This is a genomic window from Nostoc sp. (genome assembly GCF_036916985.1).
Lineage (GTDB): Bacteria > Cyanobacteriota > Cyanobacteriia > Cyanobacteriales > Nostocaceae > Nostoc.
The window spans coordinates 313,139-339,142 of record NZ_JBALFD010000027.1 but is presented as its reverse complement, the minus strand read 5'-3'; the positions used below and the strand labels follow the sequence as shown (position 1 = coordinate 339,142).

Here is a 26,004-nt window from a genome sequence, read left to right as displayed (position 1 = left end):
TATTGTCCTATATGGCAATAAATAATTTATATATAACAAGATTCCCGACTTATTTAAAAAGTCGGGAATCTCAGCCAAGTAATTGGCAAAAAGTGTTAATTTAACGGGGTTTTACTTTACAGTAGTATTAATACTGGCGTAAAATTGCAGACAATGAACTATTTTTACGAAGATCCATCAAGTCTGCTAAAGGTTCTGTGGGCGTATCGAGGTGATGCTTGTGTTCTGCTGGTAAAACCGTCACCAGATGCTTTGCTTTCGGTTGCATCTGCATAAGGGGCATCAGTTGTGGCTGTGGCACAAAAATTGGTTGGTTCTTAGGAAGATGTGGTTCCAATTTTTGGTAATGGTTCTGTGCCAAACGTGCCTGATGGCGGTTAACCTGTTTTTGGACTTTTTGCGGTTGCTTTGTCCGGTTGAGCATTCGGAAAATGAACAAGGAACCACTACCACAACTGAGGGCGATCGCAGCCACCATCCATAAAGGTGTAGGATTAGTGTTCTCAGAGGGTGCATTAATTGGTTCTTCAACTATAACTGGGATTTTTTCTGGTTCTTCCTGTGTTATCGGGCCAGCATTACCTAAGCTATACAGCGCAAAGGCACCACCTCCCATAAACATGGCTAAAAACCCAGTTAGCAATAGCCAAGGATGATGTACAACCAAATAGATCAGAACATTCGAGCTTTTTCTTAGTCTCGATTTCCTGTTTGTCAGCTCTGGAGTAGCCCGTCTTAGTTGGGTTGGCTCGCGCTGTACATTCTGACTTTTTTCCATGATTACTTTCAGATTTGTACCCCTCTAGTCAATAAATTGTACTGGAGGAGTCAAGCATCAGGTATCCGTAACAAAAGTGTAGATTCAAGTAGCTTTTTTGTAAAATATAAGCTACCAAATCTGGCTGACTTTTGCCAAAATTCTGTATTTATTGTGACTTTTCGCTGTAAATCAGTTCGCTTATTTTCTCCATCAATTAGGAGAATGCCTTTCGAGAGCAAGTTGAATTAACCGATCAACTAATTCTGGAAAAGGAACTCCACTATGGGCCCAGAGTTGAGGATACATACTCGTTGCAGTAAAGCCTGGCAAGGTATTGATTTCGTTAATTAAAACTTCTTGTGTCGCTTCCACATAGAAAAAATCTACCCTTGCCAACCCAGCAGCATCAACAGCTGCAAAAGCCTGCAAAGCCATGTCTTGAACTTGACGGGCGATCGCATCTGGAATCGGTGCAGGTATCAGTAAATCTGCCCGACCCTCAGTATATTTAGTTTCATAATCATAAAAATCGCTGTCATAAGTAATCTCTCCAACGATAGAGGCTTGGGGTTGATCATTACCTAAAACGGCACACTCAACTTCCCTGGCGACAACACCAGCTTCTACAACTAATCGGCGATCGTAACTAGCAGCACTATCTAAAGCTGCTTCTAATTCTTGGCGCGATCGCACTTTCGCAATACCCACTGATGAACCCAAATTCGCAGGCTTGACAAAAGCAGGATAACCTAATGCTGCCTCAATGTCATCACAAAGTTTCGGAAATACGCAAGGATTAGACCAAACTTGCGTTCTCGTAATCGCCTTATATTTTACCTGTGGTAGCCCGGCTTGCTCAAAGGCAATTTTCATGGCAATTTTATCCATCCCCATTGCCGAACCTAACACCCCAGAACCCACAAAGGGAACCTGCATCAAAGTAAGTAACCCTTGAATTGTTCCGTCTTCACCATTGGGGCCGTGGAGAATGGGAAACCAAACATCCACTTGGGCAACTTGAGAGGGAGATTGCCACTTACTCAGGGTTTGGGCTTGCGGATTGGATGTCAGATTTCCCTCAGAAGTTGATTCTTCCGATTCCAGTAGCGGACTACCGGTTGCTAAAACCTTTTCGGGTGCTTCTCCCGCAAGCCAACGGCCATTTTTTTGGATATAAAAAGGCAGGATTTCGTACTTGTTAGCATTTTCCTCTGCACTTAAGGCTTTAGCGATCGCCCGTGCTGAGTTGATCGAAACTTCATGTTCTCCCGAACGACCGCCAAACAGTAACCCCACGCGCAGCTTAGTCATTTTCGGTTCCTCGACACTTCTCCAGCAGATAGCGTATCATAACCTACAAAAGTTGCCATCTTTTTCTTTTATTTCTTTTACTGTTAAGACTAGTACCGCAAGGCGGAATTCAAAATTTAAAATTCAATAGATGTTGCCCAAGGCGATTGGATTGATTCAATTTGCCCAATTCCTAAAAATAATTTCATCTTTGCCCAACCATAGAGAACCTTGACCCGGAAAACATGGCAGATTACTTGAATAAGTATCAAAAGTCTGACATGAAAACCATAATAATGAGAATTTGGACTACTACTGCTGTGCTAGCTTCTTTTTGGCTAATATCTGGAGTCATCGGTTCTGAGCCAATCAACGCTACTTCTGTTTTGGTAGAAAATGCTATATCATCTCCTGTACCAACGAATGTAAAACAGATTGTTGTCAGTAACACTGAGTTTGGGCTGAAGAGAGTTGATTCCCAAGGGAACGTTACCATTTTTCAGACAACAAAAATACCACTTCAGGAAGGAAACATCTACGGATGGCGGATTAAACTCAAAGACTACCGAGGTGAAGTGAAATGGCGCGAAGTCTTACGTTTACCAAAACCTCCAGAAACTTGGGGTACAGATAACGGTGAAGACTTCTCAATATCAGTAGATGGCACTACATCTGTAACACGCCGTACACAATCGGCTCCAGAAGGTGTAATTGAAAATTTTTGGACGATCGCTCCTGGCGATCCAGTTGGTAAGCATAGAATAGAGGTCTATATTGATGACCGTTTGATCAGTACTTTCGAGTTTGAACTGATTCCCGTTAAGTAGATGTAAAGGGCATTGGGCATTGGGCAAAACATTTCCTCTTTTCCGAGTTCCGTTAGCGGATAGCTAAGGTCTAGCCCGTGCTGAGTGGGGAATCTCACTTTTTTTCTCAGCACGGGCTAAACGCCCCGCTATCGCTAACAGCACTCCTGAAGGGCATTGGGGATTGAAAAGAGGCAGTCCCGATGAAACAAGTTTCACAGCCTTGAATGAAAGAATAACTGGGGGCTGGGGACTGGGGATTGGTATTTTTACTCAGCACTCAGCACTTTCAAGTCAGAGGGGTAGGGTGCGGGGGGCAGAGGGGAAAACTCTTCTCCCTTGCTTGCTGCTTTGTTGAACCTGAAGCTGAAGAATATCTTAGAGATAAAGAGAGGTCAACGCCACAGATGAATGCTGAAGAATTAAAAAGGCGTTTTGCCGCAGGAGAAAGATATTTTACAGCCGTCAACTTGAGTAAGAACAAGTTGATTGGAGCCTATTTGCCTGGAATCAATTTATGGGGGTCTGACTTGAGTGGAGCTAATCTAGCTAAAGCTAAACTCTGGGGAGCAGATTTAAGCAGAACTAACTTAGCCAATGCGAATTTGACTAGAGCTAATTTGAGCGGTGTCAAACTGAATGAAGCAAATCTTCGGGGAGCCAAACTAAATTATGCCAAGTTGTATGGAGCGAATCTGACTGGCGCTTACTACGATGAAAGCACACGATTTTCTAAAGGTTTTGACCCCATCAGTAGAAACATGCAGAAGGTGTAAGAGTGTTCCAAAAAATAAATGATCAAAACCCATCATTGCCTTCGCGTAGCGTCTCTTCACTTGCAATGACAATTGGGCATTTTTTTTCTTAAGCTCAAAACCTTCATGTAGAGACGCAATTTATCGCGTCTTCAAAGACCAATAACCCCTAACCCAAGCGTATTGGGTTAAAAGCGAGTGGAATAGTGGGCGAAACTAGTATTAAGTATTCTCACTTAATACTCTATCCCTTTATGGGTGGAGTATTCTGAATACTGTATTCTGTATTCTGACTCCTGATTTATTCACTCACATATCAGAAGCGCATGACTACCAAACCGAAGATTTTCATCGATGGAGAATCGGGAACCACAGGCTTACAGATTTACTCGCGTCTTAATCAACGGGATGACATTGAGTTAGTTAGCATTGAGGCATCTAAACATAGAGATGCAACTGAGCGAGCCAAACTAATTAATGCTGTTGATGTTGTCATTCTCTGCTTGCCTGATGATGCGGCCCGCGAAGCTGTTAGCTTAGTTAGTAATACTAGGGTTAAGATCCTGGATGCTAGTAGTGCCCATCGCACAGCTAAAAACTGGGTATATGGCTTCCCTGAACTAAATCCAGGACAGCGAGAGAAAATCGCCAGCGCCCAGTTTGTCAGCAATCCAGGCTGTTATCCTACAGGATTTTTAGCTTGTATCCGTCCGTTGATTGCTAAAGGACTTCTAAACAGTAACTTTCCCGTCACCGTTAATGCAGTGTCAGGTTACTCAGGTGGCGGAAAGAATCTCATCAAACAATATCATAGCTTCCATGAACAGCAAGCCGGGGCAGAGTCGCTCTATCCTTATGGCATCTACGGTTTGCAGTTTGGGCATAAGCACGTTAAGGAGATGCATCATTACTCAGGGTTAGCATCGCCGCCACTGTTCGTACCGGCAGTGGGAGATTTTGAACAGGGGATGCTAGTACAAGTGCCTTTGCCGCTGGGTACTTTGGATAATCCGCCATCAGGTGAAGTTATTCATCAAGCGATCGCAGACTACTACCAAAGTGAAAAGTTTGTGCAGGTTGCTCCATTCCAAGATTTTACTCTACTACGAGACGGAACATTTCTAGATGCGATCGCACTAAACGGTACCAATATTGTTCAGGTTTTTGTATTTGCCAATGACACTACCAAAGAAGTGTTGTTAGTTGCTCGTCTTGACAACCTGGGTAAAGGTGCATCAGGAGCCGCCGTCCAAAACCTAAACATCATGCTCGGTTTTCCAGAAGAGTTGGGATTGGCAATGAAGTAGTAGTCTGTCAATAAATAATTGATGGATAAATTACTTGTAGAGACGGCGATTTATCGCGTCTCTCTAACTAAAGCTATTTCACCTTAGCGCGGAAGCGCACAAAACCATAGGAATTAGCTGGTGTACCAGATCCAGTTGCAGCCGGTAGACTGGGAAAACTTGGGACTGTAATATTGACTACTACTGCCCCATTGCTGTTAATACCGCAGTATGATGGTGTGGCTGAGTCATTAGCTGTATAAAAATGCCCGCGATCGCTATCCGCTACATTAGTTAGATAAGCCGTAGGTGTAGTAGAACCAATAGCTAGGGCAATTCCTTGATCTGCTCCTGGCAAGCCGCCATCATTAGGAGTCATCCCATTAAAAGTATTAGGAATAAAAGTAACATTACCGGGTACTAAGTCACAAATGCGGACATTAGTTGCATTAGAAAAACCATTAGAAAGAAAGTATATAGTATATTCTAATTCGTCCCCTAGTTTGACTATCCCAGCATTAATCAATCCCCGCAAATAACCAAGTGGCCAAGGTTTATCGCTATCATCATCAGTCTCATAAAGGGGTGATACATAATTGGCAGCAGTGGTAGCAACGTCACTGCGACCATCCACAATATTGTTTAAATCCTGGTTATTGATGCGTGTGATCCGTTTAACTAAAAGTAGCTTAGGTTTACTAGTTGTAAATGGCATCGTCACAGTAGCAGGTGTGGGATCTTCTTTGCCTGCTGTATCCACACCTGCCACAGTAAATGTAACCGTTATCGCACCATCATTTGGATCTAATGTTAGCTGAGTTGGGTCATAATTACTAATAACTTGGTTCGCTGTCACAGCTATGTTGTTGTAATAAAGTATCCCATTTGTTGGCAGACTAATAATCTTGAAACTTTTGCCAACACTAAAGTTGCCATCTTCAGGATCGGTAGCTGATAAGGTAGGTACTTGCGATTTATTGGTTCCCCCTGGATTCGTTTGCAGAGATGCAGTGACGTTATTAGTATCGGGTAACTGTTCAATCCCAAAGTCCTTACTAGAGATGTTTGTGCCAGTATTAAAAGTAGCCGTCGTCAGTGGGCTAGTATTGACCCAGTTAGAGGGAAGAGATGGCGTAGGGGCAGTATTACCCACTGTGCCAGCAGTTGTACTTAAGATAATTTTAACGTTGCTTTGATTAAAGGGGACATCGAGAAAAGTGTAAGTACCATCTGCTGCGACAGGTATTGTTTTTAAAACCTTATTATTTACATCCACCAGAATTGCATTTAACAACCCACCTGCATTCGTACCTGTTTCCGAGCCAGTATTGATATTAGTAAAAGTATTATTAGCACTATTATCGGCATCATCCCAAACCCTGCCGCTAAGGAAATCATCATCATAAATCGTATAATTGGAAACGACTGTTGGGGAACCACCACAAGTTGTGGTTGAACTGGCGAAAAAACTAGTTGAAGTTTGTATGGTGAATATAATTGTCCTCACACCTTGAGGAACATTATTATTAATAACAGTAAAGGGAATGGTAAAAACACTAGTGGCATCACTACCATCGTAGTTTCCCGCAGGGATAGTGATATTAAAGGTAGATGTGCCTGATGTTGTATTGTAATCTGTACCCAAAACTGCTGTCCCACTCACGGAGATAGGAACACTTATCCCTCCAGTTGGCACTAAACCAACGATTCTGAGTTTTGGGGGGTTAGTTGTAGGGTTAGTTTCTGATTCTGCTGCACCACCTGAACTTGCTGTAAACTCAACCACAGGTTTACCAGCAAATTGGACTTCATCAAGGAAGTTACCTATAGTATTGTTCCCGCCCGCCGTGGAAACGGCCGCAAATCCTACAGGTTTATTCCCAGTAGTTCCGGTGTAAGGAACAGTGCCAGAGTATCGTACCCAACCATTTCCAGCGTTATTGTTAGTTACAGTAGGAATCGTTGCACCATTCTGCGCTACTGGTTGTGCCGTAACTGTTCCATTGCTAGTTGTTGAGAACGTCCCAAAAACAGTTGGTGCTGGATCGGTAATTAGTCCAATTAAAAAATTGGCCACATCAGCAACACTTGAACTTGAACGCCCACGATGTAGAAAAGAAAACGTAATCGTCTCATCTTTAAGGAGGCATAGATTCTGATACAACTCAGAAGCTTCCTCAGCATTTAACTCAGCAAATTGATTCCCTGCATTGGTTGCTGTGGAGGTAGCGCCAGCGCCAGATTTATCATCAAATCCTGTTGTCCAAATCTCAATAATTTTACCGGCTTGTCCATATATACCAACTGGACAAGAACTTGTTCCTTGCCTTGGGCTATGGCTTGTTGTCCAACCAATGATGAAGCTTTCATCTAGTTGAATATAACATGAAGTACCAAAAACAGGTTGCTCAAAGCTTGGATTCAGAAACGATCGCTGGATATATTGAGCTTGTGCTTGTGTAGGTTGAAGTACTAATGTTGCACCGATCAGCCCCCACCCAAAAGGATTAAATTTTTGCCATAAATTCTTCATTAGTAAATCACCATAAAATAACTTTTAAAAGATACTAATTACCCTAAGCCTAATTATTAATGATGCCTGATTCACCTCAAATAAATCTCCAGTCTCTAGCTTGCCCAAAATTGTAGATAATCTACCATCTGTATTCAGATTCAGTGTGGCGATCGCTTTTAAATAGTGAAACAAAAATTTCATTTCAAATTTAATAAATCTTGGCTATAAATTGACGATTTGTAGAGACGTAGCAGTGCTACGTCTCTACAAATAACCGTTTTATATTTCACGTTTTTGCATTGCCGTTGTTGCCGCCTTAAGTTTATTCACCAAAGTTTTCATCGCAGATTCTTGTGGCTGGCGTGGCGGAATCTTTTGCTGTCCAAAACTATCAAACAATTCGTTAAGCTTAACCGTAAAGCCTAAATATGCGCCTCCCGCAGAACGTGTTCCTGAGAAATCTCGGTCATCAACTTTACCAAACACATAGCCAGCAGAGACGCGCAGGTTAGGCGTGAGATAGTAGCCTGTTTCTACAACAAAACCTGTTTCGCTATAGCTAGACTGACTAATTACACGAGCTTCACCCACCAAATCCCAACTATATCCCAAACGATAGGTAGCTCGTAATTGTGCCAGATTCACTGTGCTAGTACCAGCTAAATCATTAGCTAAATAAGAGGTGCTATTACGCAAAGCATACTTACCATAGAATTCCCATTGCCAATTAGGAGCGTAAATTGCTTCTAAAGCAAAGGTATGGTCTTGGGAACCCGTACCACTTCCTAACAGGATGGTGTCAGGGATGGTTGAAGGATTTTGGCGATATTCATAACGCAATAAAGCATTAAATTTATCGTTATTGGGGTCGCGGTAGGCTAAACCCAGCTTGAGGTTAGCAGTATCTCCCAGTCCTGAAAGCTTTTGATTGGAAGAACCAGCTTGTTGATAACGCACCAAGGCTGTGAGAGCCGGAGAAATTTTACCCGCAACACCTGCGGTAATTACTGTATTCCCTCCACCAGAAGAAGAACGATGTTCATAACGGGCACTGGCTTGAAACTGCGGATTATCACTGTATTCCAGCCCAATGCTGTAGCTATCGCCACCATCAAATCCGATCGCAGATGCAGATTGACCAAAAGCGAAGGGTTGGGCATATTGTTGACCTGCCGCAGTTCGTCCGAAGAAGTTGCCAAATACGTGTTCGTAAGCAACATTCAGGCGTAATCCTGAAGCAATAGTCCAACGATTATTTAGACCAATTGCCCCTTGGGTAGTCATTTCGTTAGCACCACCCAAAATTGAATAACGACCGGTCAAGGTAGTATCCGATCCGAGTTTGTGTTCGCCGTTGACACTCAAGCTAGTGATGGAGTTACCCGAATATTGACCACTACTGTAAAACTGTTGGGCTAAACTGACGCTGACACCAGGAATTACTGCCCAATTCAACCCGAAGATGGTGCGGTCTGGGTAAATAGGATCTTTTTGGGAAGATAAACTCAGTTCATTTTGCGCCTGGAAAGTTAGGTTTTTAGCTAGAGGAATGGAAAAACGCGATCGCAATTGATCGGAATTACTACTCAAACTACTGTCGGGGATGCGGTCTTCCCGATGACGATGAATCCAATCCAGATCAATAGTGGCACTACCTAAACGTTGTTGAATTCCAGCAGAAATTGTCGTCAGCGAATTATCAACCCTGCTCCCAGGTATCGCATCAGAACTGGGTGCAAATAGTTCTTCAAAGGTATCTAGAGGTTGGGGAGCAATTCCAAAATTGTCTTCGTGGTCGTATTGCGCTCTGAGGTTGGTAGTTGAGTTCATTTTCGCTGTAACCTGCGCTCCGTAACGAGTTTGTCCTGGGACAAAGCTGACAGTAGCATTATTAGCAAAGCCTGTATCAGCAAAACGATAATAGGCACGGCCTTGAATTCCGTTAGCAATTTGTCCCTCAGCTTCCAACCGGTAAGCGTCACCTCTGACTCTTCCCACAACATCAGAATCATTAGTGGAATGGGCGTATTCTGCAATTAACTTACCGTTCTCACCCAGAGCAATCAGCGCATCTGCACCGTAGAGTTGAAAGTCGCGTACTCCGTGATTTTCTTGGACATAACTTGCTCCAATCCAGCTTTCCTGATTAAGCTTGCGGGAAAGGTTATATTGCAAACGACCAGCATAGATATTGCCATCAGAGTTTTGATCGTCGTATTGGTAGCTAACAACAATCCGACGTACCAATACTTGTCCAGTTTGATCGACATCGGTACGAAGCATCGGTTCGCGGAATAATAATGTACCGCGATCGTAGTCGATTTCGTAGTCTGGGCCTCGGTTAAGCTGTTTACGTTCTAATACAGTTCCAGGACGATTGAGTTCTTCTAACTCGATAAAGACATTTTCACTACCTGCTTGTAGTAGTCTGCGAGAGAGGAAGTAATAACCACTAGTACCATCGGGAGCAATGGTATCCCGTTGAAACCCCTCTAAGTGGTCGCCATAGAAACCTGTAATTTGGAGATTTCCTAAGTTGTAGTTAGCTTTAAAACCGTGGAGTTGACGGGTAATCGCAGTAAATTGCTGAGATCCCCGCGCAAATTCTTCTGTGTTATAGTCACCCCACATCGCATAATCAGGGGAAACTCCGGGGATACGAGATGAACGCTCGAAACGCAGAAATACACTGTCAATGGAAGGAGTAACGACATCAACTTTCGAGCTATCGCCGTAAACAGGATAGTTTTGCTCGTTGGATTGGTAAGTTCTAAACAGCCGATTATTACAGTCACAATCTTCGTTGAGGCTACGAGAACTGTTGTATGCACCTGTAAACAACCATTCTCCGATCGCACCAGTGGCAAATACTGCGGAATGGAAATCTAATTGCGTGCCGTTGTTTTTATCAGGAGGGAGGAAATCACGGAAACTACCGTAATAATTTGTACCTCTAGCTCCCAAACGTAAATCTATGACTCCAGTAACTAAACTCGGACGCAATGCCGTTTCAAATTGCAGTTGAGTAAAGGCTTCTAGATTGTTAGTTATAGCTCGAATTCGGACAGTTTCGGCTTTCAGTTGCGATCGCAATATCGCTGTAAATTGTCCTCCTTTCGCCTCCACTTGAAATCCGGGTTCATCAGGCTTGAAGTCTTTCCCGACCAACTCCCCAGCACTGGGTATGAGGGTGACAACAGCATCACGATTAGAGCGATTGCCACCTGCATCGAGCAGTTGACCCCGGATTGTCGCTGTAGAACGTCCATCCGCGGGGATACGAGACTCAACTGTTTCTAAAGTTAGTTGCTGCGGCGCTCCCCGCACTGCAATTTGCACTGTTGCAGGGGGTTCTGTCCCTCCAATAATTTTTGCAGAGATGGTGTTTGCGCCCTCTTTTAACGAGACACCATACCATGTCTGCGTTACTAAGTTGGTGGTAGCATCACTTTCTGTTCGTCCTACTAAAGAAGGGTCTACCAACGTGCCATTCACCCGCAATTCCACCTGACTACCAACAGGAAACTGCACAATCACCGTGCTAGCTTGGACATCTACAATACTGTCAGCCGTTGGAGTCAGGATTTTGATGGCTGTAGATATGGGGAGAGTGGGAGATACGGGAAGATTTTCATTCACCCCTTGTCCGTTCTCTACTCCTGCTATTTTGCGTAAGCCTCTAGGCAAACTTATCGAAGTTGCTGGTTGAAATGGTTGTATTTGCCTTGGAGAAGCTTGCAACTGTGTCTCGGTTTCTTTACCTCCATCATTTTTGTTCTTGATTCCAGCTACTTTACGTAAGCCTGTGGGCAAATCAACAGAGTTTGCTGGTTGAAATGTTTGTACTTCCGTCTTTTCCTCAATTTCGGCTACTTTACGTAAGCCTCCAGGTAAATCAACAGAGTTTGCTGGTTGAAACAGTTGTATTTCTGTTTCACTTGTCTGGACATCTGGAATTGAAGTATCAGTAGTTGGTGCTAAAGAAGTGGAAGAAAATTCATCAGATGGAAACTGCTGCTTAGAACTTTCCAAAAGATGGGGAGACTTCAAAGCCTCTCCCCTGCTCCCTGCTCCCTGCTCCCTTGCCTCTTCTTCAACACCCTGCGGAGGTGAATTAGGGAAAAGGAGATTTTCACTACTGATTTCAGCTTTGACCATAGCAGGATACAAAACCAGGCAGAGAGCTACTGGCATTACCCCCATCAATTTCAGGTTAAATATAGTTGCACAGTGCAGTCTGGGTTTCATTTCTTGACTGGCTCCTGAAATGTGGGGGTGACAGCGAAGTTCATACGTACCAAGCCACCAGGCTCTAAATGCACCAAGCGAGATTGGCTATTTCGTTCGCGGAATTTTTCGTTATGAGCTAGGGTGTAACCAGGTACACTGCTCAGGTCTAGTACACCTGTGTGGTATCCAGGTAAGGCATTAGCTAAGGAGAACAAACCATTAGGATCTGTAGTGATGCGGTTTCCGTCCTCCAGAAAAATTACTGCATTTGGTATCCCCGGCTCATCAGCTTGTTGTTCACCGTCAAAGTTTTTATCAACAAACACTCGACCGATAATCGTGCCACAGTCAGAAAGGATTCCTGAACTAATTTTCAACTGGTGTGTTGCAGGGCCATCCTTGGTGCTAAAACGATTATCGGCTCGTTGAGCATTAACGATCGCACTGTTGCGACCAGTCCCACGCAGCGCATCAGGTGTTAGTTGAGCAGCGTAGGCAATATTCAAGACTTTCTCTGTGGGAATGGTTACATCTGTGCGGAATGTCACTGTGTTCCCATTGCGTTCTGAGGTGATAGTGACGAGTTGACCATCTACCTCTCCCCGCACAGATTTCGGTAAAAAATCGAATCCTAAAGGTAGGTTGTCGGTGACAAATATATTATTCAAACCAGCATCAGCGAGATTTTTGACTGACAGGCGGTAGATGACTGTATCTCCAGGTTCAGCAGCAGCGCGATCGCTTGTTTTGATAATCTGTAACTGATTGGCTTGACACAGATTTGTAGTAAATTCAAAGGCTAATAAATCCAGTCCCACAACTTCTGCATTGGGAACTAAAACAATTGTTTGCTCTACTCTGGTTTGGCCTGTGAGACTGATTGGTTGACCATCCAGAGAACTAGCAACATATCGCACAATATTATTACCTTGTGTGCCAGTGCTACCAAGGATTTCAATCTTGATCCGTCGCTGTCTGTAGATAGAATTTGGTGGCGGATTAACTACAAAAATGTAGGTTCTACCTGGATCGGTTTGACCCTTATTCGGATCGAGTAGGAAATTGTAGACACCCGCAGGGTTATTCGTAACGAAGTAGGGGTTACTATTCTCGGTATTTGGCGATCTACCACCAGGAACATTGTTATTAGGAATATCTGGTAACTCTGTTCGAGTCAAAGCAACCAAGCTACCTAATTCTGTCCCTGTTGGATCGCTAGAGTTAGGTTCATATACCCCAACTGAAAAACCTGTATAGTCAGGTAAAATTGTGCCAGCGCAACCTAAGATCCGTCCTAAAGGATCAACTAATGGGGTTGGACTGGCATTGATCTGACTAGAACTTCCTTGATATTGATTATTATTAGCTGAATCTGTATAAGTATAAGTAGCTTGATTTATTAATGGCGAAGACGCAACTAGATTATTAGTCTGTTGCGCGATCGCTGGTATAGATATAGTAGTATGCAAAAAACTTCCCAAAAGAACACTAGCTGTTAACCGTCGCCACCAGCCACCGCTAGAAGTAATTTGCTTTTGGTTTTGAGGACGGCTCACTGAACACATCTCCTGTGAAATGTCAAGCTTGTTGTTAATAAAAGCACTTATTTATTTGTGGAAATCCAGTTAAGCCAAAACCCTTTAAAAATCTTGTTTCCAGCTTCCATCTCGAGATATAGTCACAAAGACGGCGTATCCCCGCGTTCCAATCAGCGCACTTGGGTTTGATAAGTCGCTTTGACTGTTGTCTTCGCTGCAAGTGAGGGAATCTGCAAACGGATATGGGTGTAAGCACTGGCTGGTGCTGGTTTTGTTTCCACTTTGCCGTTAGGAAGGGTAACTTTCACGGTGGGATTTTCGACAAAGCTACGTCCGCCATCAATGCTGTAAATAACTTTGGCATTGTTGGCGACATTGGTAGAATTCAGCACGTAGACCATTCCTTTCGGGATAGGTTGATTAAACGTCAAATTCTTCACTGGGCGATCGCTCTTATTTTCACCACTCAAGGTATATCGCAACACATCTCCTGGTTGCACCACAACTTGACCTTTCAAAGGTTCCCATTTCTGAATTTGCTTACCCTGCTGATCCTGTGCTACTACTTGCTTTTCTGCTTCTAAGCGCAATTGAATTTGCCCTTGAGTTTTGATATTCTGAGCAACAGCACTTTCTAAATGCCATACATTTGCGATTCCCGGAATTTGACCGACAAATGGGACTGTAGCAATGAGAACAAATGCTCCTAAACCTGCAAGAGAAACACACTTCATAATAAATAACCTCAAAAAATTTCCAGAATCTTGATTGTTGATTTATCCAGGACTTACGCAAAATCATGAAAAAACGAACCACAGAGGGCGCAGAGGACACGGAGAAATAAGAGTTTCAGAGAGTTCTTGCGTAAGTCCTATTATCTTTCCCTGCTTTTGCGAATAAAGAGTCACTCCCCTCTTTGCTTCCTGTTTAGAGGTTGGGGATAAGGTTAACTAGTTGCGGCGGATCGCTCTCTTAGAATCTGCGAACGTCACAACCCCCAATCCCCAATCTCAAGGAATTAGTTCACCTTGCGTTGGAAGGTAAATGTTCTTTGAATGCCCGGTGCGATCGTTCCAGTTACGGTATTTACGTACTTAGCAACATCAGTACTTGCTGTAGTTCCAGTTTGATCGATACCAAGGTTACTAGCTGGATTACCATTGAAGAATTGAATAGTTGAAGCTCCAGAATCTTTAGCTGAACCAACAATGTTGCTAGTATCAATTTGAGTGTTATTGTCGTTGTCTAGCGCCCAGTTGTTGGGGGTTTGCGTACCATCTTCAGTAATCACAACTTTGTTAGCATTCAAAATTACGTTCCCGCTTCCAGCTTGAGGATCAGAAATATTGCTGTACTGAATTTGGTACTCAATAATGTTTCCTGGTGCAGGCTTTTTCGGATCGATACTGAATGTGCCATCATTCCCCTGGACTACAGACCCAGTTCCTTGTAAGACTCGCGACACTTTCAGCAGTTTCAGGAAGCCAGTATACACGCGATCGATGGAGATGTTGTTAACCTCACCAGTATCAACTACACCATTATTATTAGTGTCAATAAAGGCAGTAATGGGTACTGGGAAGCCCTTATTGATATCAGTCGATAGTTTCGTACCAGCTGGTAGGTCAACTTCTACACCATAATTTACACTGCTTCCAGCAGCAACACCAGAGATTTTAATTGGTGTGTTATTGGCTGCCAGGGTGAAAGTTCCAACGTTATTGGTGATGCTGTAAGTATAGACAGCAGATTGACTGTTATAGCTAACAGTCACCTTTGTACCATTGGGCAAATCTGTAGCTGTAGCTGGTACTGTTGGTACTATTGTAATGTCGTTAGGGTTAGTCCCACTATTCTTAATTGTGTTAGTGAAACCAACTGATTGTGGGTCAAGTGTACTACCAGGTGATGTGTTAGGAGGAACAAAAGAGGATTTGTTTGTGAAGTCATCGTTATTATCTGTTGGGCCAACAGCATCCGGTGCATTATTCGGCCCGTTTAAAACTGAGTTTGCTTGGGCGACTGAAACCGTGTATACGTTGACATTTCCTATAACAGAATTACTACCTTGGTTGTTATTACCTGTGTCAGTTTGATTGGCGGGAACTGTACCGGGATAATAGCCAGAGTCTACTGTAGTAGGAAAGGCTCCACTAGTGGGGTTGATGTTATCTGGATTTTGATCGCCTGAATCGTCAAAGAGTAGAGGACTATTTGGATCTCCAGCAGTTTTACCGAACACTTGAGCGATATTGTTAACATTTGTCGCTGTCGTTCCTGTGATTCCAGTGGTCTTTACTTGTACTGTAAAACCTGTAACGGTTGTCCCAGTGGCAACTGAAGAGATAGAGTTAGGATCGTTAATAAAACCAACCCGTTTAACTACGCCACCTGTTACATTCGCACTGTTAGTTTTCCACAAAGCCTGATCGGCATTTGTAGTTGTAGGATCTTCACCAGCGTAAACCACTATCCATCCTGAAGGAGCGGTTGGGGTTCCATTAAGAGTTGTTGATGCTGGAAGTGCATCAGAAACTAAGATGCGAGTAACTGGATTACCGTCTACATTGATGGTTGTACCAGCTAAAGCTGCGGGTGTTAGCCCACGATTAGTTACGTCGTTACTCTCAACTCGCAAGCTTAAACCATAAGTCAGCACATCATCATTGAGTACGGAAGTGTTACCAGCGTTATAGCCTGTCCGAGTTTTGAGTATTGTGGCTAGAGCAACAGTTTTAGCTGTGTTACCTACTTGAATTTGCTGGGTAATACTAGATTCTCGTGTACCGTTAACTGGTGTGCCAGGAACTTCCCCGCCACCTGCGTTATCAGGATTATCTACAGTATAAACGTCACCACCATCAGGACTCCGCAGTTGGTTTTGGGCATCACCAGGAGTGTTACCAAGGGTAACTTTAATTATGTCACCCGATTGAGCGCCAGTCTGTACAGTTACCGGCACACGTACCAACACAGTACCACTAACCGGAATTGAGGGTGTATCTACACCACCGGCTGTTACGTTTGTCCAAGTTGCACCACCATCTGTACTATATTGCAATGTGCCACTAGCTGGTGTTACCCCATTTTTATCAGCAGGAAGTACACCAGAAACCGTACCAGGCCCAGTTGTTGTTGCTTGGTTGGGAATATGGAATTTGGTGGGGTCGTTACCTACGTTTGTTAGGGTGTACGTGTAGGTTAGTAAATCGTTAACTCCAACAGTGCCACCATTATTATCTGTAACACCCGACGCTGTGACAGTAATACCCGCAACCTCTGCTACAGTCACGGTGACAGTGTTAGAGGTGGAATTTATAGTTGTCCCTGGATTGTTGGGATCTTCGTAGGTTGCTGTCGCAGTGTTACTGATAGATGTACCCCCAGTAGTTCCGTCAGCTAATACAGGTGCGACAAATTGGAAAAGGCTACCAGTTAATAATGCTGTTGCTACTAGAGATTGGTAAACTTTACGCTGCTTGTTGACAGATTGATTTCGATTTACCATAGAAGTAGTTTGTTTGTTTGCTGAACTTGTATCTTGGATTTTGAGACAGGATAAAGTTCGGCAATTCCTTAAAGAACTGCCGATTATAGCCCCCCAAAGCTTCAATCTTTCAGGAATGCCTATTTAAGGAGTTAAATTATTGACACTCCTAGCCGTACTGAGGCAATAACCAGAAATAATTTGTCTACTTGTTTTACGCTTACCCTTGAATATCAAGGCTGGCAATTGCAAATATATGTAATTTATTACTGTGTTTTGCTAATTTATCGATGTATATAGCAATGTAGCTTTTAAAGCAAAAAAAAACTTCAGTGTAAATAAGTAACTTCTCTTGCTGTGAATGAGTCCATCAAAGCTGAAAAATTAGCTTTATTTTGGCAACACACATAGAAATTTTAATGGTTGAACTCAGATTCTAGAAAGACTAAAACCTATATTTGAAAACGCTTTCGAGTTTTGGCTGTTAGAAATCTGTATTACTCTGTGGAGTTATTTAGATTAAAAATTTGAAATTTAACTAAGCGATCTAGATCGCTTAAATAAGATGATTTTTGAAATAAATGCAATTTAATCATAACTATGATGCAATTTAGTCATAGTTGTTAGCAGTATTAATCCTGAGTATTCTTGGCTATTTTCTTTTTTTTTAACATCACTAGTGTAAGTATAAGTACTAATTACAGGTATTACTGATATTAAAGTTTTACAAGAATCATTCCGTTCAACACTAAACATACCCGACTATTTTTATCGGGTATGTTTGACTGGTATTTTTGCTCGTGTTAGTATCAGGCGACAGTCGACAGACAAACAGGGAAAGCTAGTTTATGACTCAGGCAATTACAACCCAAACCCAAACCAGCACTGCCTACTTTCAAGCCTTGAAGTGTAAGGAATGTGGTGCAGAATATGAACTCAAGGCCAGCAATGTTTGTGAGTTATGTTTTGGGCCATTAGAAGTTAAGTATGACTACAACGCCTTACGTCTGACTGTCACTCGTGAAACAATTCAAGCTGGACCCAATTCTATTTGGCGCTACCGTCCCTTTTTGCCTGTCGCAACTGATAATGTTATTGATGTGGGAACGGGGATGACTCCCTTGGTTCGTTCCCACCGTCTTGCCCGTCGCCTGGGTCTAAATAAGCTTTATATAAAAAATGATGCTGTGAATATGCCCACCCTGAGCTTTAAGGATCGGGTGGTATCAGTAGCCTTGTCTAGAGCGCGAGAGTTGGGTTTCACTACTGTTTCTTGTGCTAGTACTGGTAATTTGGCAAATTCTACAGCGGCGATCGCAGCTCACGCCGGTTTAGACTGCTGTGTGTTCATCCCCGCAGATTTAGAAGCCGGTAAAATTATCGGTAGCCTGATCTACAGTCCTACCCTGATGGCAGTCAAGGGCAACTACGATCAAGTAAATCGTCTCTGTTCGGAAGTTGCTAATACACATGGCTGGGGTTTTGTCAACATCAATCTGCGTCCTTATTACTCTGAAGGTTCTAAGACGCTAGGTTTTGAAGTTGCGGAACAACTAGGCTGGGAATTACCCGATCATGTTGTTGCTCCTTTGGCATCTGGTTCCCTGTTTACAAAAATTTATAAAGGGTTCCAAGAATTTATCGAAGTCGGTTTGGTAGAAAACAAGAGCGTTCGTTTCAGTGGCGCTCAAGCTGAAGGTTGTTCACCCATCGCCCAAGCCTTCAAAGAAGGACGCGACTTTATTAAGCCAGTTAAACCGAATACAATTGCGAAATCGCTAGCGATCGGCAACCCAGCAGATGGTATTTATGCTGTGGAGTTAGCTCAGAAGACTGGTGGTAACATTGAATCAGTCAATGATGCAGAAATTATTGATGGCATCAAGTTGCTGGCAGAAACCGAAGGCATCTTCACAGAAACGGCTGGTGGTACAACCGTGGCCGTGCTGAAAAAACTGGTAGAAGCTGGCAAAATTGATCCAGATGAAACTACAGTGATTTACATCACTGGTAATGGTCTGAAAACTCAAGAAGCAATCCAAGGCTACGTTGGCGAACCCTTGACTATTGATGCGAAACTCGATAGTTTTGAACGTGCCCTAGAGCGATCGCGTACTCTAGATCGCTTGGAATGGCAACAAGTCCTCGTTTAAGTAAAAGTTAGGAGTTAGGAGTTAGGAGTTAAGAGTTTTTTTATTCATAACTCTTTACTTTACTCCTCACATCTCACCCCTTACAGATGACTCCTCACTCTTAACTCTTCACTCCTAACTCTTCACTAACTCCTCACCCCTTCACTTTGTACTTCTATGGCTGTAAAAGTTTTAGTTCCTACAACTCTTCAGAGTTTTACTAATAATCAAGCTACTCTAGAATCCACCGGCAGCACTATTGCTGAATTGTTAGATTCCTTAGAAAAAAGCTTTCCTGGTATTAAATCTCGATTGTGCGATGAACAAGGTAAGTTACGTCGGTTTGTAAATTTTTACGTCGATAGCGAAGATATCCGTCATCTAGATGGTATTAATACAACTCTTAAAGATGGTGATGAAGTAAGTATTGTTCCAGCTGTCGCTGGTGGTTAATACAGAGAACCCCAAATCAGTAGAAACCTGACGATACAACTCTTTGAAAGATTACCCCATTCCCAGTCTCAGACTGGGAATTCTCATCAGTAGGCTGCCGCCTCCCTTACTTGCGGCAGAGACGCTTTTCATTTTGCTAACTATGCAGTAATCATCTGAGAAAGTCTTTGTCGCCAAGACTCATTGTCATCGATAGTTAAGATAATCCGTTTGTAGGATTCATCTCGCAATTGAATCGTTAAATAATTTGTCTCTCGATTTACATACCAAAACTCTTTACCACGGTTAGTGTAATAAGTTCCAGCCTTAATCACTCCAGGAATAAAGCTACCAGGGGCACGCAATTCTCGCCAAGAACTTTGGGGTTCGGCTGTCGTAACTTGTTCAATATGGGCTAGTGATATTTGCCAAAGTTTATTCAAGCGAACAGCTAGCAGTTGCTCTTGAAACGTAAATTCTATCTGCAATTTATCATCAACTATACTTAGGTTCATGATGAATTTCGTTGCCAGTAATTTTTTCTCTAGTATTACCTACAAACATCCGATCATAATCAGTATTTGATGGGGATTGGCAAGTGCCAAAATTATTCACTAGAACTGTAAAATCAACGACAAGCATTCCCAGTCGTAGACTCTGAACGAGACAATATCTAAAAGCTTGTACTAGGCTAGTTTTCGCGTTAAGTTGACACCAATGACATCTTGTCCGCCCTGATAATGCATTTTATTGGTAAGCATTTGGCAATTTGGCAGATTGTAATTAGAGTATTTTGATATATTGCAGAAATTACCAAGATGTTTTTACTTATTATACAGAGGACGGGCTAACACCCGTCTTTTTTGTTACTGATTAGCATTTTGGGATTAAATTACAATCAAGTAGTTGTATGACTATCTTTAACATCTATATTAATATGCCTTGACTTATGGCAGATTAATTTTATATTATAGGTATTATTTTATACCGAGTAATTCATTATCAGGTTTCAAGATATTTGCACACATCCTATAGGAAGATGCCCTATGAATAGAATAATGGGTAAATTGACTTGGGATGTTGTTATGCACTGGATTTATATAAAGGTTTGGTGGTGAGCCAAACCTTTTTTATATCTATTTACAATTGGGTATGAGGCATTACAAAATAGATTTTCATTGTTTTTGTAAGCAATTAGGTATAAGTCTCCGTTAAGACTTAAGTTCTGTAAGATTTATCTGCAAGCAGAATTAAAAACTGAAAGTACTCCGCAAAATACCGATAGTAACTGAATCACTATCTGGTGTGTTACCAGGCTGGATAAGATGAATTATTCCTGGTGTAATGCTGATATTATCTGATAATTGGAAGCGATAAAATGCTTCAATTTGGGTAGTTGTTCCTGGTTGTCCACCGGCACGTCCTAAACCTGTATTGATAAAATCAGGGACATTATTCCCTATAGGTAAGTCGCTACTGGTGATTTTAGGAGGTTGACCTACATAAATTCCCCCCAAATTTCCTTTAGCAAATAAATCAGGGAAATTCAAAAATACCATGTAATTTGTTGTCTCTACATTTCCCGGTTGCCCAGGAATGTAAGATTTAGTATAACCACCCCATGCGCCTGCGCTAATTCGGGGAGAAATTTGCCAAGTTAAAGTCGCACCCACGGCGTTGGTTTGCAGGGGTGCTGATTTTCCAGTAGTGGTATTAACCGTAGTTAAGCATTCATCACCAACAAAGGTTAGTAAACAACCATCCGAAGCGTAATTATTAACGTAGTACAAACTTAAATCTAGAGTATCAGTTGGTGTCAGCAGCAATTGCACACCTGTAGTAGTAGTTCCATCAAATAAACCGCTATCTTTACCGGGATTTCCTGGTTTATAACTAGTATAAATTGCCTGCAAACTAGCGCGTTTAGCAAATTGCCAATCAATAGCTATACCGCCGTGACCGTATCCCATATTTAAAATTGGGTTTCTTTGGGCAAAATAAGACAACGGCCCAGTTGCAGCACTTTCTACCCGATTGGGGCCTCGGAAAGCAGCTGGCATACTTACACCTTCTGTTCCCACCATTACTGCTAATTTATCTGTCACCAGCCAATGAAAATTGAGGTCACTTACGATTAAGTTACTTGTAGGAAATTCGTAGCCAAGTAAAACATCATTCCGAGAAACACTATTGGTAAATCTAGGTGTAGTTTTCCCTTTACCGTCTAGAAGACCTGTAAACAAGTAACTAGTGGGAGTGATTTGACTAGTTAAATATAGCTGCGCCAGAGATATAACATTAGTGTTTGTCCCTGCATCATTTGTATCTTTTTGTCCATCTCTAGGATTAACATCACCACGATTGCTAGTCCGTCCTTGAATGCCAACTATCAGTAGTCCACTGAGTTTGGTTGTTGTTGAGAATTGGTTGGCTGCAATTTCGGTGGTTTTGGCTTCTAAACTATCGACACGACCCCGTAAAGTTGCTAATTCCGGGGCAAATTCTGACTGCAATTTTTGTAATGTTGCTAAATCTTCGCGAGTCACTAAATCGTTGGTGGCTGTAGTGATTAATTCGTTGACTCTATCTAAACAAGCATTCACACCCGCAGCAAATTCATAGCGAGTTAAGGCGCGATTACCGCGATAGCTGCTATCTGGATAGCCTGCAATACAACCATAGCGTTCTACCAAAGACTGTAGTGCTTGGAATGCCCAATCGTTGGGTTGTACGTCTTTGAGTTGAGATACCGATGTAACTTGCGCCATCGGTTCATCTGGGGAGAGGGAGGGAGATGAGGGAATAATATTATCACTCTTAACTCCTGACTCCTGAATAGTTTCTGTATTTATGTACTCTTGTGCTAGTACTTTTTGTGCAACTCCATTTACTCCTGCAATAAGTAACCATGCAAGCATCCATGTTTTGCAATGATTGCGGCTAATAAATCTACCTTTCAATTTTTTACACTCTGCTCACATACTTAAGTGAAGAGTGTATTCGCGATCATCTAGTGTTCACATGAGGAAATTTACGGATTTTGTTCCAAATTAGACTTAATGCTTCTAGGCAACTTCTGCAAGGACGAGTATAACAGGGTATTGGGGATTGGGGACTAGGGACTGGGGACTGGGTACTGGGACTGGGGACTGGGTACTGGGACTGAGGACTGGGGACTGGGTACTGGGTACTGAGGACTAGGAAAGAGTTTTCTCAATCCCTAATCCCCAATCCCTAATCCCCAATCCCCAATCCCCAATCCCCAATACCCAATCTATGGCAAATCGCTCACGCAAGCTGACGCCAAAAGCCTCGAAACTAAATAAAACTCGTGCTGGTGCAATGAAACGTGTCGCTAAAAATCCCCAGAAAAAGCTAAAACGGGGAAGTTGGTTGTCGTCAATGTTAGCGATGTCTACGACGGGCTGCGCCTACGCAATTCTGTTCATTAGTGCTAGTCTAATAATGGCTTTTGCCTGGATTAGCGTTCTCTTCATATTCAATCCAGATCGGGTAAGCTGGCTAAATAAAATTTTACCTGCATGGGCACAAATCCCCCTTGGGAAGCACGAACGTCCCCAAACTCTCAAACAAATTCAACTCGATTTGAGTAAAGAAAACCAAATATTTGGGGAACCTCTGCCTTTAAATCAAAATACGGAAACCTCATTTTTACTGCCAGTTTTTCAACAGCGTGCTAATTGTCAATCTGATTGTAAAGAACTTGTGGAACTCAGGGTTTACGAGCTATCAGTCGAGTTAGAGTTTAAATCTGAGTCAGAAAATTACTACTATTTAGCGACTCAATTACCTATAACTGGCCCAGAGGAATCTTCTGTAACTTCCCCCTGGCTTGATGAGACATCAGAATCCCAAGATATCAGCATTCCCTTACCTTTAACTCAAGTGCAACGCTTTGAAGGTGGGACACCATCACCAGGAGTTTGGTTTAATTTGCGGGGTCAACGCCATCAAGAAACTGGTGCGTTCGCCTACGGTCAAGTCGTATACTACAATCCAGAACGCAGGAATTTACTACAAATGCTGTCTTGGACTAGTCCGAATGGACAATTGCCCAAATGGCAGCAGGTAACTGGTGATAGTACCAAAGAATTAGTTGTTGATCAAACAGTAGGTTTAGAACCGCACTTACAGGTTTACCAAGTCAAGTCTCTGAAATTATTCCTTAAACCAATTCAATTAGAGGAAATTACCCTCAAATCACCAGCCCTCAAGGATTATGGATACCAAAACGCCCTGTCAATTGCCCGTAGTGGACTGTGGACACCAGCTTTTGAATGGTTAAAATTTATCAAGAAACAGCGCAAAGGAGTTTTGCCAGAGGCGGCGCAAGCCCAAATGGATTTGATTCGCTTGCATTCCCAATTGACTCAAACCCAAGCCCAGAAAATTTGGGCTAGTCCTAGTCAACAGGTGTTGGCAGATTTGATTGATGGTAGCTGGGGAAAAGCTTTACAGGTGTTTGAAGTGTCGCCACATAATTCCCAAGAAATAGCGACTCTACTGAAAGCTGATAAAAAACGATTGTGGAATCGGATAGTGGCGGCGTTGCGGGTGAACCCAAATAGACGAGAGGTACAAGCTTGGTTTGCTTTGATTTTAGCGGTTCAACAGGGAGAAGGACATGCTAATTCTTGGTTAAAGGCGCAACCAAAAATTACCAAAGAAAATCTTGATTATATTCAAGGTCTGTTAGCAAGACTCAATGGTGAGATTACAAAGTCACAAATATCTAGTCAGATTGTTGGTACGGTGCAGCCAATCACTCAAGTTACTAGCAGTGAGTGGCTGCAAGCAAATTCTACCGCCGACCTGAAACTCACGGATAATCAAGTTTGGTATCAAGTGGAGGTGAGTGCATTTAATGACGGTAAACGCTGGCTAAATTCCCCTTTTGAGAATTTGAACCCACCTAAAACTGACGCCGCCAAATTTTTTTGGAAAACTTTGGGAATCACTTCTGACCCTGAAATCCAGATTGTGGTCTGGTTGCCTAATGGAGAACAACAAATTAGTATAGCTGCTATCAAGGCAGTGCAACTACGGGGTAAAGTTTTGCGCCTATTAGCTGCTGGCCCAAAAATCCCAGAGAATAAAAATGATGTTCTTCAACCCAAACCTTTAGCCCTGACCAATGCAGCATTGGAATGGGTGCAACCATCTCCCATTACTCTACGAGAACTGTATCAACAAAATCCCCAAGGGGTGAAGGTAATATTATCGAGTGTGTGGCAATCTTTGCAGGAATCTGGCGAAATTCTAGCTGGTGCTATTCCTACCTTTGAGGAGATACAGGAAAAGTTGGGTGATTGGCCGGTTCAAGTAGTTGATTTAACAAATAACGCTCAACCAGAAATAATACTGACTATCTCACCAGAAGCAATAGCATCTTTGAATCAGTCTAAACCGGGAATTTCGGCGGAAAACACAGAGCAACGCCGTGACCGAACTATAATTTTGTCTGATAGCAATGAAGTTATTTACACTGATTTTACAGGAAATGACTTACAAAGACTCTCTGCGATCGCCAAGCTTTCGGGCGTGCAATCTCTAGCTTTACTGGTAGAAAATGCTCATAACTACAGTTTAAAGCGCTGGTCGGATAAAAATCAGCGCTTTGAATAGCACGCCCTCCATTCAAATTTAGACTAGAAATGGACAAGGCGATCGCTCTACAAAATAGACTTATTCTTTTTGGTTAGTTTCGGCTAGACGTTGGTGTTTTAGGTTTTCTAACTGCTGCAACAGGGAATCTACCTCTGCTTGTAAATGCATCAATTTAGCTTGCTGATCGTCTTGGTAGTAAGACTTAGTTAACTTACTGACCCAACTAGTTTGGGACTCGCAATCGGAAACACTAGATAAATAAGTAGGCATCGTTAATTAAATCCACAATTTAACTCACACCATTAGAAATATTATAATAATGCTCTTTTGAGCTTTATTAAATTATTGTATATTTTCAATCAATTACTCTAATGGGTTTTCGGTTCAATCATAAGAGACGGTGATTAGAATAGCTGGGTTCCAAATAAAACATCGACTAAAACGTGCGAAGCTTCCATCCACTCGACGTTACTTAAAACTATTTAATTTGCTTGGCTGTCAATTATGGCTGTACTAATTATTATGATCGTTTTTAGGGAATTTACGCAAGAAATTATATGTAGACTATATCAAGAATTACGCCAAATTATGAAAAAACGTACTTGCTGACGCGTCTCAACTTCAGCTATAACTCCTTTAAAACCTCGTTCGCACTCTCTAGACTGGAAACTAGACAATCTCTAAAAACTTGAACAGAGACATCTATGTATATTTCCGCAGTGAAAAATAAGAGTTTCAGAGAGTTCTTACGTAAGTCTGATTTGTAAAAACACACCTTGCCTTGGCGAATGGTAATGATGCCTCCGGCACGCCAAGGGCGAACGCGGCTATACAGACAAAACCCACCTCCGTGGGTTTCAAATTCTTTGAGTCCGCGTAGGCGGACGAAAGTTTGTGTAGCCGCGATTTCTAATCGCCTGGTATTTTTGCTAAATTTGTTGAACTTAAGGTTGCTATGGCGGTTATGATAAACTGACATTCTAAATAAAAAATAAAAACACCAAATTTAACGCCTGCACCACAAAAAATAATATTCTTAATTGAATTAAGGGACTCATAACTGGGAACTGGCAAAGAAAAATTCACTTTCTTCCTCTTACCCATTCTGCACTTCCCGTTCTCGCCCTCTCTAAATATCCAATCCT

General features: G+C 42.4%; 18 protein-coding genes. 6 read left to right on the top strand and 12 right to left on the bottom strand.

The genetic code is table 11. The features are described 5' to 3' along the window. Positions 1–127 precede the first annotated feature (127 nt). Positions 128–667 (bottom strand): hypothetical protein, encoded by a 540-nt coding sequence (locus V7L07_RS11615; protein WP_335057865.1) that lies wholly within the window; start codon positions 665–667, stop codon positions 128–130. 303 nt (positions 668–970) lie between these two features. Next, on the bottom strand, positions 971–2,071 hold the full coding sequence (locus tag V7L07_RS11610) for a D-alanine--D-alanine ligase family protein (protein WP_335057863.1): 1,101 nt from the start codon (positions 2,069–2,071) through the stop codon (positions 971–973). 260 nt (positions 2,072–2,331) lie between these two features. On the opposite strand from V7L07_RS11610, the gene V7L07_RS11605 reads away from it, so the two are divergent. From V7L07_RS11605 to argC, 3 genes are all read left to right on the top strand, one after another. After that, the gene (locus V7L07_RS11605; RefSeq protein WP_442936044.1) at positions 2,332–2,877 is read left to right on the top strand and encodes a hypothetical protein; all 546 of its coding nucleotides are present in this window, start codon (positions 2,332–2,334) and stop codon (positions 2,875–2,877) included. Between the two features lie 386 nt (positions 2,878–3,263). Continuing rightward, entirely contained in the window at positions 3,264–3,632 is a 369-nt protein-coding gene (locus V7L07_RS11600) for a pentapeptide repeat-containing protein (RefSeq protein WP_335057861.1), read from the top strand. A 305-nt stretch (positions 3,633–3,937) separates the two neighbouring features. Continuing rightward, a complete protein-coding gene (argC, locus tag V7L07_RS11595) occupies positions 3,938–4,918 on the top strand; it encodes an N-acetyl-gamma-glutamyl-phosphate reductase (RefSeq protein ID WP_335057859.1) in 981 nt (326 codons plus the stop codon). Between the two features lie 73 nt (positions 4,919–4,991). Here the strand turns inward: argC and V7L07_RS11590 are convergent, their stop codons facing one another. From V7L07_RS11590 to V7L07_RS11565, 6 genes are all read right to left on the bottom strand, one after another. Continuing rightward, positions 4,992–7,430, bottom strand: coding sequence for a hypothetical protein (locus V7L07_RS11590; protein WP_335057857.1), 2,439 nt, complete (start codon positions 7,428–7,430; stop codon positions 4,992–4,994). 24 nt (positions 7,431–7,454) lie between these two features. After that, entirely contained in the window at positions 7,455–7,613 is a 159-nt protein-coding gene (locus tag V7L07_RS11585) for a hypothetical protein (RefSeq protein WP_335057856.1), read from the bottom strand. Positions 7,614–7,691: 78 nt separating this feature from the next. Next, a complete protein-coding gene (locus V7L07_RS11580) occupies positions 7,692–11,660 on the bottom strand; it encodes a TonB-dependent receptor (RefSeq protein WP_335057854.1) in 3,969 nt (1,322 codons plus the stop codon). Further along, positions 11,657–13,207 carry a hypothetical protein gene (locus V7L07_RS11575; RefSeq protein WP_335057852.1) on the bottom strand — a complete coding sequence of 517 codons (1,551 nt, stop codon included), beginning with the start codon at positions 13,205–13,207 and terminating at the stop codon, positions 11,657–11,659. The genes V7L07_RS11580 and V7L07_RS11575 overlap by 4 nt, the downstream gene beginning before the upstream one ends. 143 nt (positions 13,208–13,350) lie before the next feature. Beyond that, positions 13,351–13,914: a hypothetical protein gene (locus V7L07_RS11570; RefSeq protein ID WP_335057850.1), complete on the bottom strand. Its 564-nt coding sequence runs from the start codon at positions 13,912–13,914 to the stop codon at positions 13,351–13,353. A 284-nt stretch (positions 13,915–14,198) separates the two neighbouring features. Continuing rightward, the gene (locus tag V7L07_RS11565; RefSeq protein WP_335057848.1) at positions 14,199–16,688 is read right to left on the bottom strand and encodes a beta strand repeat-containing protein; all 2,490 of its coding nucleotides are present in this window, start codon (positions 16,686–16,688) and stop codon (positions 14,199–14,201) included. 827 nt (positions 16,689–17,515) lie between these two features. Here V7L07_RS11565 and thrC point away from each other — a divergent pair. Together thrC and V7L07_RS11555 are read left to right on the top strand one after the other, a co-directional pair. Further along, complete coding sequence (gene thrC / locus V7L07_RS11560; RefSeq protein WP_292850992.1) at positions 17,516–18,820, top strand: threonine synthase; 1,305 nt, start codon at positions 17,516–17,518, stop codon at positions 18,818–18,820. A 156-nt stretch (positions 18,821–18,976) separates the two neighbouring features. Then, positions 18,977–19,252 (top strand): ubiquitin-like small modifier protein 1, encoded by a 276-nt coding sequence (locus V7L07_RS11555; protein WP_292850995.1) that lies wholly within the window; start codon positions 18,977–18,979, stop codon positions 19,250–19,252. Between the two features lie 140 nt (positions 19,253–19,392). Here the strand turns inward: V7L07_RS11555 and V7L07_RS11550 are convergent, their stop codons facing one another. After that, entirely contained in the window at positions 19,393–19,746 is a 354-nt protein-coding gene (locus V7L07_RS11550) for a hypothetical protein (RefSeq protein ID WP_335057845.1), read from the bottom strand. A 735-nt stretch (positions 19,747–20,481) separates the two neighbouring features. Further along, complete coding sequence (locus tag V7L07_RS11545; RefSeq protein ID WP_335057918.1) at positions 20,482–22,149, bottom strand: iron uptake porin; 1,668 nt, start codon at positions 22,147–22,149, stop codon at positions 20,482–20,484. A gap of 358 nt (positions 22,150–22,507) precedes the next feature. Between V7L07_RS11545 and V7L07_RS11540 the strand changes: the two genes are divergently transcribed. Further along, positions 22,508–24,877, top strand: coding sequence for a hypothetical protein (locus tag V7L07_RS11540; RefSeq protein ID WP_335057844.1), 2,370 nt, complete (start codon positions 22,508–22,510; stop codon positions 24,875–24,877). Positions 24,878–24,937: 60 nt separating this feature from the next. On the opposite strand, the gene V7L07_RS11535 is transcribed toward V7L07_RS11540, so the two are convergent. Together V7L07_RS11535 and V7L07_RS11530 are read right to left on the bottom strand one after the other, a co-directional pair. After that, positions 24,938–25,129 (bottom strand): hypothetical protein, encoded by a 192-nt coding sequence (locus tag V7L07_RS11535; RefSeq protein WP_334708344.1) that lies wholly within the window; start codon positions 25,127–25,129, stop codon positions 24,938–24,940. A 355-nt stretch (positions 25,130–25,484) separates the two neighbouring features. Further along, positions 25,485–25,838, bottom strand: coding sequence for a hypothetical protein (locus V7L07_RS11530; RefSeq protein ID WP_335057841.1), 354 nt, complete (start codon positions 25,836–25,838; stop codon positions 25,485–25,487). Between the last annotated feature and the right edge of the window lie 166 nt (positions 25,839–26,004).